The sequence below is a fragment of the Caenimonas soli genome, from assembly GCF_013155545.1.
In the GTDB taxonomy this organism is placed as follows: Bacteria; Pseudomonadota; Gammaproteobacteria; order Burkholderiales; family Burkholderiaceae_C; genus Ramlibacter; species Ramlibacter soli.
This window is the reverse complement of the sequence record NZ_JABJVV010000006.1, coordinates 32,044-43,005: the sequence shown is the minus strand read 5'-3', so window position 1 is coordinate 43,005 and position 10,962 is coordinate 32,044. Positions and strand designations below refer to the sequence as shown.

The window sequence follows — 10,962 nt, the reverse complement described above, 5'->3', positions numbered from 1 at the left end:
CGCCTGCTCTCAAAAGGAGAATTCCTTGAAGACGTCGGGCATATCACCCCGCATCGCCTCCGCTTCCTTGGCCTCGTACGTCGCCTTGTCCCAGAGCTCGAAGTGGTTGCCCATGCCGAGCAGCATGGTTTCCTTCTCGATGCCCGCCGCGGCACGCAGTTCAGGAGAGATCAGTACACGGCCCGTGCCGTCGAGTTCGCCGTCCATTGCGTTGCCAAGGAATATTCTCTTCCACCACTGGGCGGACATAGGTAACGCGGCGATACGTTCGCGGAATTTTTCCCATTCCGGTCGCGGAAAAATCATCAGGCAGCCATGGGGATGCTTGGTAATGGTGAGCTGGTTGTTCGCGGTCGCGCCCAGGACGTCGCGATGCCGGGTCGGCACAGAAAGCCGACCCTTGGCATCCAGACTGAGGGACGAAGCGCCTTGGAACACCTGTGTAAGCCCTTGCTACGGTTGGAGTGCAAGAGTGGAGTGCGAAGGCACGATTCACCACTTAATTGCACTTTTTTGCACTGTAGCAGGAAAACCCAGCAGTGCAAGCTCGCTTGCGCTGAGTTTTTGTAATGAAATCAAGGACTTAGAGCTGATTCCGCATACAGGGAAGCAGTAAAAATCGTTCTAAATGAACCACTTAGCACAGGCAGTGAAAGTGATTCCTCAGAAGAGGACCAGGTGTTAGAGAATGTAGCGCGACAAGTCCTCGTCGCGGCTCAGTTCCTTCAGGCGGCGGTCCACGTACTCGGCGTCTATGGTCACCGTCTTGCCGCCCAGGCCCGTCGCGCCGAAGCTCACCTCGTCCAGCAGCCGCTCCATCACGGTGGCCAGGCGCCGGGCACCGATATTCTCGGTGCGCTCGTTCACGTCATAGGCGATATGCGCCAGGCGCGTGATCGCTTCGGGCGCGAACTCGAGCGTAACACCTTCCGTCGCCAGCAAGGCCTGGTACTGCTTGACCAGCGACGCGTGGGTCTGCGTGAGGATGGCCTCGAAGTCCTGCACCGACAACGACTTCAATTCCACGCGGATCGGCAGGCGGCCCTGCAGCTCGGGAATCAAGTCGCTCGGCTTGGAGAGATGGAAAGCGCCGCTCGCAATGAACAGGATATGGTCGGTCCTGATCGGGCCGTACTTGGTGGACACGGTGGTGCCCTCCACCAGCGGCAGCAGATCGCGCTGCACGCCCTGGCGCGACACGTCGGCCCCGCCGCCGCCTTCGCCGCCGAACGATCGCGAGGCCACCTTGTCGATCTCGTCGATGAAGACGATGCCGTTCTGCTCGGCATTGTGGACAGCCGCCGCCCGGATTTCATCCTCGTTGACCAGCTTGGCGGCCTCCTCTTCGGTGAGGAGCTTCATCGCCTCGGCAATCTTCAGCTTGCGGGTCTTGCGCTTGGCCCCGCCGAACTGGCTGAACATGCCGCGCAGCTGCTCGGTCATTTCGTCCATGCCCGCCGGCCCCATGATTTCCAGCTGCGGCCGGGCTTCTGCGAGATCGATCTCCACGTCCTTGTCGTCGAGCAGCCCTTCGCGCAGCTTCTTGCGGAAGGATTGACGTGCCGCGCCTTCGCCCCCCTCGATCACGCGCGTGGACAGATCGACACCGCGTGCCGAAGGAATCAGCACCTCGAGGATGCGGTCCTCGGCGGCGTCCTGGGCGCGGTCGCGCACCTTGCGCATCTCGGCCACGCGGGTCTGCTTCACGGCGAGCTCGGCCAGGTCGCGAATGATGGAATCGACGTCCTTGCCGACGTAGCCCACCTCGGTGAACTTGGTCGCTTCCACCTTGATGAAAGGCGCATCGGCCAGCCGCGCGAGCCGCCGCGCGATCTCGGTCTTGCCGACCCCGGTGGGGCCGATCATGAGGATGTTCTTGGGCGTGATCTCGCCGCGCAGCTTTTCGTCGACCTGCTGGCGGCGCCAGCGGTTGCGCAGCGCGATGGCCACGGCACGCTTGGCGTCGTCCTGGCCCACGATGTGGCGATCGAGTTCGGAAACGATTTCCTGGGGCGTCATCGACGACATCACAAAGTCTCTATCGTATGGTGCATGTTGGTGTAGATGCACAGCTCGCCGGCGATTTCGAGCGATTTCTTGACGATGTCCCTGGCGCCCAGCTCGGTGTTGTCGAGCAGGGCCTTGGCCGCGGCCTGGGCGTAGGCGCCGCCGGAACCGATGGCGATGATGCCGTGCTCGGGCTCCAGCACATCGCCGTTGCCGGTGATGATGAGCGAGGCCTCCAGATCGGCTACGGCCAGCATGGCCTCGAGGCGGCGCAGCACGCGGTCGGTGCGCCAGTCCTTGGTCAATTCGATGGCCGAGCGGACCAGGTGCCCCTGGTGCTTCTCCAACTTGGCCTCGAAACGCTCGAACAGCGTGAAGGCATCGGCCGTGGCGCCGGCAAACCCGGCGACAACCTTGTCATGGTAGAGCTTGCGCACCTTGCGCGCCGTGCCCTTGACCACCACGTTGCCCAGCGTCACCTGCCCGTCGCCGCCTATCGCCACCTGCCAGCGGCCCTGGGCGTCCTTGCGCCGCACGCTGACGATGGTCGTGCCGTGAAATTGTTCCATGGGGACTCAGCTTGGGTTCAAGGGGCCTTTTGCAAGGCAATCCGCCGGCCGAAGCGTTTCAGTCGGTACGCGCCATCACGCGAGCGTGTTCGCTGATGCCGATGACGTTGAAGAAGGCAGCCACCAGGCGATGCACTTCGACAAACTGGACCAGGCGGCCCTCGGCCTGGCGGGCCGTCACCCAGTTGAGCAAGGTGCCTGCCGCGGAGAAGTCGATGCGGATCAGGCGGGTGCAGGAAATCACCATCACATCCGCGCCGGCCAGCTTGGCGTCCAGCATTTCCAATGCTTCGGTCGCATCGCCCAGGATCTGCCCGGCCAATTCGACCGTGGAGATGTTCGACATCTGCGAGCTCGGCCCGGCGGCATGGGTATCGCTGTAGCCCATGCTCATGCCCGAAGACAGCGAATCGCGGAAAGCCTCGCCGACGATGGTGTGGCCCGTGACGTAGCTGCCGTCGGCCTGCAGCGGCTTGTACTCGCAGCGCGCGCTGTCCCAGGAAGGCGGCGAGACTTCGTAGGTGACGCAATAGTCCAACGCCACCAACTCGAATTCGTCGGGGCGGTGCATCACGCGCAGCACTTCCATGCGCAGCTTCCACCAGGCGGGGTTCACGCCCTTGTCACCCGAGGGCGTGGCCTCCTTGAGCACCTTCTCGAAGTTGTCCGCCCCGATGAACCGCAGTTGCACGGGTTGGTTGGCCCACTGCGTGAACAGCTTGGTCAGGCCCTCGATGGCGCCCTCGTCGATGCTGTTGAGCTTGACCCAGCTCAGGCGCCAGGGCGGGGTGGCCTTGGCCAGCGCCACGTTCATGGCCGCCAGCGTCTGCGTGCCCAGCGTGGCCGGGCAGGTCCAGTTGGCCAGGGGCTGCGACCCGCTTGCCGGCCCGGCGGCGGCCGGAGCTTGCATGCGGCCCACCGCCTCGGGAATGGAGAACCACTGCGGCGCCGAGCGGCCGAAGCGTCCGGCGAAGTCGATGGCCGCCGTTTCGAAGCGGTCCTGCCGGCCGCTGGCGCGGTACAGGTCGAACAGGGTCAGCCAGGTTTCGTCGTGGTCGATGCGCCCACCTTGCGGCGACAGTACTTCCATCAACCCGGCCTCGGCTCCTGCATCATCGCCATTGGCAAAGCGGATGGAAGCCTCTTCCAGCTCCGGGTCGTGGGCGAACTCCTCGACGTCGATGGCGAACAGCTTGGACGCGGAAAAGCTGTTGCTGCTGTTTCCCGGCTCGCTGACCGGGCCGGAACGCGTCACGGCAGAGAATGCGGGCCCCGCTGCCGGCTTTTCGAGCGGCGAGGCCGCACGGGCCGCCGCTTGTACCGGGGGAGGAGAAAAGGCAGGAACAGCAGCAGGAGCCGGCGCCCGGGCCTGCGGCGCGGCGGCCAGTGGTTTGGGCGGCGCCACGGGTTCGGACGTAAACGAGAACTCGAGGGGCATCCCCGACTGGAGCATGGGCTCCAGTTCCACCGGTTCGGTCTTTTCCATGCCCTGCTCCAGCGGTGCGGGCTCGGTCTTGGTATAGGCGGTGGATCGAAGCGAAGGCGATCCGACCGGCCTGCTGGGGCTTTCGGGCGGAACGTGCGATGACATCGGGAAGTTGGTGCTGCTTCCGCTGCGGCTGGACGTCTCGCCATGCTTGGTCTTCCACCACTGCATGGACATCTGCGCCTCGATCTCGTCGATCTTCTTGAGGGTGGTGGCGCGGTCGTCCGGCTTGGACGGCATCGAGCTCTGGAAGAACGAAGGCCGCGCCGCCGGATCCTGGCCCGCCATCACCTCGCTGCGGCGCATCTTGCGCAGCATGTCGAACTCGCGCTTGCGCACGAAGTCGTTGCGCCGCTTGCGCTCGATCATCTCCTTGAGCATCTGCTTGGAGTAGCTGCTCTCGCGATCGGATTCCTGCTGATCGAGGTCGGCCCAGTTCGTCGTCGGGTTCTTGACGAACTTCACTACCTTGGAAAGCAAGCCGTTGTTTTCTTCCTTCGGCGGCATGGAGGATAGTGTGGCTGGGAACTGCTGGCTGGGGGACTACGAGGGACTAGTCCCCGAACATCTTCTGCTTGAGCTCTCTGCGCTGCTGCGCCTCGAGCGACAGCGTCGCCGTGGGGCGCGCGAGCAGGCGGCCCACGCCGATCGGCTCGCCGGTCTCGTCGCAGTAGCCGTAGTCGCCGGCATCGATGCGGGCGATCGACTGTTCGATTTTCTTGAGCAGCTTGCGTTCGCGGTCGCGCGTGCGCAGTTCCAGGGCGTGTTCTTCCTCGATGGTGGCGCGATCGGCCGGGTCCGGCACGATCACGGTGTCTTCGCGAAGGTGCTCGGTGGTTTCGCCCGCGCTATTGAGGATGTCCTGCTTCAGCTGGGCGAGCTTGAGCCGGAAGAAAGCCATCTGCTTCTCGTTCATGTACTCCGAGTCGGGCATGGCCAGGACTTCGGCGTCGGTGAGCTCCGCGACTTCCTTGCTCTTCCAGTTGTTGGCGAGCTTGGGGTCTTTCTTGATGGCCACCAGGGGCGGGGGGGTTAGGACGGATGGTGACATTGTTTGTGTATAGCTTGCTTTGGCTGCGGTGGACGCCACGGATTGAGCCATTGAAGGCACCGTGATTTGCGCCAATCGCGCCGAGGGTTTGGTAGCCCGTGCCGGTTCGGCCCCCAAGGTGGCGGCGTCGGGACGGGGCGGCATGGCTCGAGGCAGTGCCGGACCGGCCGACCCATTGGCCTTGGCGCCGGTCTTGGCTGGTACTGCCTTGGGCTTGGCGGCGGCCTTGGCGGCCGGCTTTGCAGCCGGTTTTGCCTTTGGCGTTGCCACAGGTTTCTTGGCGGCCGGCTTGGCTGCCTTGACGGGCGCGGTCTTGGCCGGCGCCTTCTTCGCCGGCGTCTTGACCGCGGTCTTGGCTGTCGCCTTTTTAGCCGGCGCTTTGGCCGCCGGCTTGGCTATGGCCTTCGTGGCCGCGGGCTTCGCAGCCTTGGGTGCGGATTTGGCCGGTTTGGCCGCCGGCTTTGCCTTGGCCGCGGGTTTGCCGGCCTTGAGTTGAGGCTTCACTTCCTGTCTCCTCGCTGCGGCGGCATCGGCATGAGATAGCCGAAGGACCGCCGACCTTCCTTGTTCTGGTGATGCATCGCCTTCATGAGAGCGAGTTATACCCTGATTGTCGGGCTCCCGGCGCTCACGGTTGGGGTTTTCACCCCCACGTTCAGGTACTGACCTGCCAAAGGGGAAAGCCATAAGTTGCAGAAGCGAGACAATCATCGGGACCCCGGGCAGTTCGCAAAAGGTCGCTAGCCTAACTCAAATGAGGCACTGCCCGAGCCCCTGGAGAAAGATATCTTTGGGCAGGTCGATCCCGATGAACACCATCTTGCTGTTGCGCTGCTCGCCCTCGCCCCAGGCGGGGCCCAGGTCGCTGCCCATCAACTGGTGCACGCCCTGGAAGATCACCTTGCGGTCGGTGCCCTTCATGTGGAGCACGCCCTTGTAACGCAGCATCTTGGGCCCGTAGATGTTGACCACCGCGCCCAGGAAGTCCTCCAGTTTGGCCGGGTCGAAGGGCCGGTCGGACTTGAAGACGAAGCTTTTGACGTCGTCGTCATGGTGATGGTGGTGACCCTGGCCCTCGTGGGCGTGCGAGGGGTGGTCGCAATGTTCCCCGTGCTCGTGGTCATGGTCGTGGTGCTCATGATCGTCCTCGGCCTCATTCAGGAAGTCCGGGTCGATGTCGAGCTTGGCGTTCAGGTTGAAGCCGCGCAGGTCGAACACCTCCGACAGCGCCACCTCCCCGAAGTGCACCGCCTTGTAGGGCGCGCGCGGATTCATGTGCTTCAGGCGGTGGATCAGCGCGTCCGTCTCGTCCTTGGCGACCAGGTCGGTCTTGCTGATGAAGATCTGGTCGGCAAAGCCCACCTGGCGGCGCGCCTCCTGCCGGTCGTCGAGCTGCCGGTCCGCGTGCTTGGCGTCCACCAGCGTGAGGATGGAATCCAGCAAGTAGGATTCGGCGATCTCGTCGTCCATGAAGAAGGTCTGCGCCACCGGCCCCGGGTCGGCCAGGCCGGTGGTTTCGATCACCACGCGATCGAAGTCGAGCAGGCCCTTGCGCTTCTTGGCGGCCAGCAGCTGGAGCGTGGCGCGCAGGTCTTCGCGGATGGTGCAGCAGATGCAGCCGTTGCTCATCTGGATGATCTGCTCCTTGCTTTCGGTCACCAGGATGTCGGCGTCTATGTTTTCCTCGCCGAACTCGTTCTCGATCACGGCGATCTTCTGGCCATGGGCCTCCTCCAGCACACGCTTGAGCAGCGTGGTCTTGCCCGAGCCCAGAAAGCCGGTGAGGATGGTTGCGGGGATGAGACTCATGATGGCACCCAAAAACTTCGAAGGTGGGGCAGTTTAGCCGGTGCCGAGCCGATCTCAAACCGGCTAAGGCCCCCTCGGGGGGCAGCGAACGCAGTGAGCGTGGGGGCCCCAGTTTAGCGGGCAATTCGCAAGGCTGCGTGCCCTTCGGTTACTTGCGCACCACCACCAGGCCCTTGAGGTATTCGCCCTCCGGAAATTCCAGGGTCATCGGGTGGTCCGGCGCCCCGCCCAGCCGTTCGGTGATGTAGCCGTCCACCCCGGCATCGGCGCCGGCCGAGGCGACGATCTTGTGGAAGAGGTCGGCGCTGATCCCGCCCGAACAGGAATAGGTGAACAGCACGCCGCCCGGCTCCAGCAGCTTGAGGGCCAGCCGGTTGATGTCCTTGTAGGCCCGGGCCGCCCGGTCGGCATGGGCCGCCGTGGGCGCCAGCTTGGGCGGGTCCAGCACGATGGCGTCGAAGCTGCGCTGCTCCTCGATGAAGCGGCGCAGCGACCCATTCACGTCGGCATCGATGAAATCGGCACGCCCGGGCTCGAAGCCATTGAGCGCCACATGCGCGCGGGCCCGCTCCAGGGCCGGCGCGGACGAATCGATCGACGTCACATGGGCCGCGCCCCCAGCCAGCGCCGCCACGGTGAAACCGCCGGTATAGCAGTAGCAATTGAGCACCCGCTGGAATTTCAGGCGCTTGGCGTGGGTGGCGAATTTCCACCGGCTATCGCGCTGGTCCAAATAGAAGCCGGTCTTGTGGCCAGTCGCGATGTCCAGGGTGAGCTTCCAGTCGTGCTCGCGGATGGTGAGCTCGGTGGCTCCTTCGCCGCGTAGCCATCCAGCCTCGGCGGGCAAGCCTTCCAGCGACCGGGAACTGGTGTCCGAGCGCTCGTACAGCCTGGCGAGACCCGTTTCCTTCAGCAGCGCCTCCACCAGCAACGCCTTCCAGCGCTGCGCGCCGGCCGAGAGGAACTGCGCTACCAGGGTGTCGCCATAGCGGTCCACGATCAATCCCGGCAAGCCGTCGGACTCGCCATGCACCAGCCGCATGCCGTCGCTCTGGATGTCGAACCGGGACCGCGCCTGCACGGCGCGCCGGCAGGCCGACGCCAGGAAAGCGGCGTCGATGCGCTGGCCTTCGTCGAAACTCCAGGCCCGCGCCCGGATCTTGGAGGCCGGGCTGAAGGCCGCCCAGGCCAGGAACTCGCCCGCGTGGGACTCCACACGCACGGTTTCGCCGGCATCGGCCCCGCCCTTGGCGATCGCGGAGTCGAATACCCAGGGGTGGCGCCGCAGCAGCGAACGCTCCTTGCCTTCTTTCAGCCGAATGGTTTTCATGGCCGCTATTGTCCGGCCTGTCGTCCCGGCGATAAGGAACGGACCGGCATGGGCTCACAATACCCGCCGAGGAGTACACAAAAAAAATGGGCTTCAAGGATCGCAGGTGGCGGTGGATGGCCGCCCTGCTTCTGGCAGTCAGCGTGATGGGGCCTGCCCTGGGCCGAACCGTGCTCGATCTGGACCCGGCCCACCAACCGGTGGCGCTGCAGGACTGGGGCGACACCTGGATGGACACGACCGGCGAGGCCAAGGCCGAGAACGTCGCCACCGACCAGACCCTCCCCTGGACGCCGACCCGCGAGGGCGCGATCTATCCCCTGTCCACAGGCAAGGCCCTGTGGATCCGCTTCGCCGTGCCACCCGCGCCGGACGCCGAGCGCTGGTACCTGGAAATTCCCTATCCGTCGGTCAACCGCGTGACGCTCTACACCCCCGACAGCGTCGGGCAGTGGATTCCGCAATCCGCCGGAGACACCTTGCCCGTGGCCAGCTGGCCCGTGCCCCATCGCCACCCGTTGCTGCCAGTCGTCGTTTCGGCGGAGGAGCCGCGCAGCTACCTGCTGCGCGTGGAGAATCCGCACAGCTACAGCGCGCCCCTGTCCTTCGTGAGCGAAAGCTACCTGAGCCGCCACGAGCAGCGCACCTCGCTGATCCTGGGCATCTATTTCGGGCTGGCCGGCCTGGCCGTCATGCTGGGCGTGCTCAGCGCCGTTTCCTTGCGCGACAGCGCTTATGCCTTCTATGCGCTCAGCGTCGCCCTGATGGGCCTGAGCCAGGCGGCCATGACCGGGATCGGCGGCTTGCACCTGTGGCCCAACCTGCCGTGGTGGAACGACCTTTCGTCCATGGTGCTGCCGGTGCTCGCCGTCGGCGCCCTGGTCTGGTTCTTCTCGGCCGTGGTGTCGCTGCCGGAGCGATCGCGCCGGCTGCACCAGCTGCTGGCAGCCCTGGCCTTGCTGTCGGTCGTGACGGCGGCGGCCGTGATGCTGGCCCCGCCTTCGTACCGATTCCGGCTGATGGTGCCCTATATCGTTATCGCCACTTCCGTCGCGACGTTCACCATCCTCTGGGCAGCCCGCCGCGGCGATCGTTTCGCGCTCTGGTTGCTCGCCGGATCGGTGCCCGTGATGATCGGCGCCGCTTTTCCGACCGCGCGCCTGCTGGGCCTCATCCCCATCAGCTTCTGGACCATGCACGGCATGCAGGTGGGCATCGCCATCGAGTTGCCCGTGCTGTTGGTGATCCTCATGGTGCGCAGCCAGCAGCGGCGCGAGCACAACCGCCGCATCCAGGGCCTGGAGCGCATCGACCCGGCGACCGGCCTGATCAACGGCCAGGTGTTCGGCGAACGCCTGAGGCGCATGATGGTCCGCTCGCACCGGCTGAAGTACCAGAGCGCCGTGCTGCTGATCGACATCGTCAACATCGAGCAGATCCGCCGCGATTTCGGCTCCCGCTCCGCCGAGGAACTGCCGCTGCGCGTGGCCGGCCGGCTGCTGTCGGCGGCGCGCGAGATCGACGGCGTGGCCAGGCTTTCGGAACTGCGCTTCGGCATGTTGATGGAAGGCCCGGTGACCGCCGAGGAAGCCGCCTCCGCCGGGCCGCGGGTGGTGGCCCGCTGCCTCATGCCTTTCAAGAACAAGCCCATCGAATGGGTGGCGCAGGTGCGGGTGGCCCAGTCCCTGGTGCCTACCGGGCGAGCCGACCCCGATCAGCTGGTCGAACGCCTGGAGGCACTGCTCGCGGCCGTGCCGGCCGACAGCAAGCGTGCGGTGTTCGCGCTCCGGAGCTAACGCTTCGGCCGGTGAGCCCGCGGATGCGCGGCGTCGTAGGCTTTGGCCAGGTGCTGGAAGTCCAGGCGGGTGTACACCTGGGTGGTGGTGATGTTGGCGTGGCCCAGCAACTCCTGCACCGCGCGCAAGTCACCGCTGGATTGCAGCAGGTGGCTGGCGAATGAATGGCGCAGCATGTGCGGGTGCACCGGCGTCGCCAGCCCGGCCAGCAGGCTGCGGCGTTTCAGGCGCTGCCAGATGGCCTGGGCCGTGAGCCGGGTGCCCTGGCGGCCCGTGAACAGCGCCGCCTGCTCGCCATTCCCATGTTGCTCGCGCACGGCCAGCCAGAGCTCCAGCGCCTCGAGCGCCTTGCGCCCCACCGGCACGGTGCGGCGCTTGCCGCCCTTCCCCAGCACATGCGCCTCGCCGCCCTGCGGATCGATCCAGCCGCGGGCGGCACTGCTCGCCTTCGCGTCCAACCCGACCAGTTCGCCGACCCGCAGGCCGCAGCCGTACAGCAGTTCCACCATGGCCACGTCGCGCGCCTCCAGCCACGGGTCGGCCTCTTCGTTGGCATAGGCCGCCAGCTGCACCGAATCATCGACGCTCAAGGCCTTGGGCAGCGGCTTGGGCGCCTTGGGCGCGCGCACGTCCTGCACCGGATTGCTGTCCACCAGGCCTTGGCGGCCCAGCCACACGTAGAAGCCGCGCCAGCCCGACAGGATGAGCGCGATGCCGCGGCCGCTACGGCCGGCGCCATGCATCTGCGCCACCCAGCGCCGTATGTGCGTGTTCTGTACTCGGGTGAGTTCCACGCCCGCCTTGGTGGCGTTCTCGGAGAGCTTTTGCAGGTCGAGCGCATAGAGTTCCACCGTGCGAGCCGCGAGCCGTTTTTCGACCCGCACATGCTCGAGGTAGCGCTCGACCAGTTCCAT

9 protein-coding genes are annotated in these 10,962 nt (G+C 65.5%); 1 reads left to right on the top strand and 8 read right to left on the bottom strand.

Going from position 1 to position 10,962, the window contains the following annotated elements:
• Positions 1-9: 9 nt before the first annotated feature.
• The 7 genes from mraZ to HNE04_RS10530 form a co-directional block, all read right to left on the bottom strand.
• Positions 10-438, bottom strand: coding sequence for a division/cell wall cluster transcriptional repressor MraZ (mraZ, locus tag HNE04_RS10560; RefSeq protein ID WP_172218598.1), 429 nt, complete (start codon positions 436-438; stop codon positions 10-12).
• Between the two features lie 243 nt (positions 439-681).
• The gene (hslU, locus tag HNE04_RS10555; RefSeq protein WP_172218596.1) at positions 682-2,028 is read right to left on the bottom strand and encodes an ATP-dependent protease ATPase subunit HslU; all 1,347 of its coding nucleotides are present in this window, start codon (positions 2,026-2,028) and stop codon (positions 682-684) included.
• On the bottom strand, positions 2,028-2,576 hold the full coding sequence (gene hslV / locus HNE04_RS10550; protein WP_172218594.1) for an ATP-dependent protease subunit HslV: 549 nt from the start codon (positions 2,574-2,576) through the stop codon (positions 2,028-2,030). The genes hslU and hslV overlap by 1 nt, the downstream gene beginning before the upstream one ends.
• 58 nt (positions 2,577-2,634) lie before the next feature.
• Positions 2,635-4,569, bottom strand: a complete 1,935-nt coding sequence (locus HNE04_RS10545; protein WP_172218592.1) for an STAS domain-containing protein — start codon at positions 4,567-4,569, stop codon at positions 2,635-2,637.
• 46 nt (positions 4,570-4,615) lie between these two features.
• Positions 4,616-5,617 (bottom strand): RNA polymerase-binding protein DksA, encoded by a 1,002-nt coding sequence (gene dksA, locus HNE04_RS27840; RefSeq protein WP_172218590.1) that lies wholly within the window; start codon positions 5,615-5,617, stop codon positions 4,616-4,618.
• Between the two features lie 246 nt (positions 5,618-5,863).
• Complete coding sequence (locus HNE04_RS10535; protein WP_172218582.1) at positions 5,864-6,922, bottom strand: CobW family GTP-binding protein; 1,059 nt, start codon at positions 6,920-6,922, stop codon at positions 5,864-5,866.
• Between the two features lie 148 nt (positions 6,923-7,070).
• The gene (locus HNE04_RS10530) at positions 7,071-8,252 is read right to left on the bottom strand and encodes a class I SAM-dependent rRNA methyltransferase (RefSeq protein WP_172218581.1); all 1,182 of its coding nucleotides are present in this window, start codon (positions 8,250-8,252) and stop codon (positions 7,071-7,073) included.
• A 116-nt stretch (positions 8,253-8,368) separates the two neighbouring features.
• Here HNE04_RS10530 and HNE04_RS10525 point away from each other — a divergent pair, with 116 nt between their 5' ends.
• Entirely contained in the window at positions 8,369-10,048 is a 1,680-nt protein-coding gene (locus tag HNE04_RS10525) for a sensor domain-containing diguanylate cyclase (protein ID WP_172218580.1), read from the top strand.
• Here the strand turns inward: HNE04_RS10525 and HNE04_RS10520 are convergent.
• Positions 10,045-10,962, bottom strand: coding sequence for a tyrosine recombinase XerC (locus HNE04_RS10520; RefSeq protein ID WP_172218572.1), 918 nt, complete (start codon positions 10,960-10,962; stop codon positions 10,045-10,047). The two genes, HNE04_RS10525 and HNE04_RS10520, sit on opposite strands and share 4 nt — an antisense overlap.

Coding starts and splice junctions, on each gene's coding strand:
- hslU (WP_172218596.1), bottom strand. CDS start 2,028: ATGTCGTCGATGACGCCCCAGGAAATCGTTTCCGAACTCGATCGCCAC.
- hslV (WP_172218594.1), bottom strand. CDS start 2,576: ATGGAACAATTTCACGGCACGACCATCGTCAGCGTGCGGCGCAAGGAC.
- HNE04_RS10545 (WP_172218592.1), bottom strand. CDS start 4,569: ATGCCGCCGAAGGAAGAAAACAACGGCTTGCTTTCCAAGGTAGTGAAG.
- HNE04_RS10535 (WP_172218582.1), bottom strand. CDS start 6,922: ATGAGTCTCATCCCCGCAACCATCCTCACCGGCTTTCTGGGCTCGGGC.
- HNE04_RS10530 (WP_172218581.1), bottom strand. CDS start 8,252: ATGAAAACCATTCGGCTGAAAGAAGGCAAGGAGCGTTCGCTGCTGCGG.
- HNE04_RS10525 (WP_172218580.1), top strand. CDS start 8,369: ATGGCCGCCCTGCTTCTGGCAGTCAGCGTGATGGGGCCTGCCCTGGGC.
- HNE04_RS10520 (WP_172218572.1), bottom strand. CDS start 10,962: ATGGAACTGGTCGAGCGCTACCTCGAGCATGTGCGGGTCGAAAAACGG.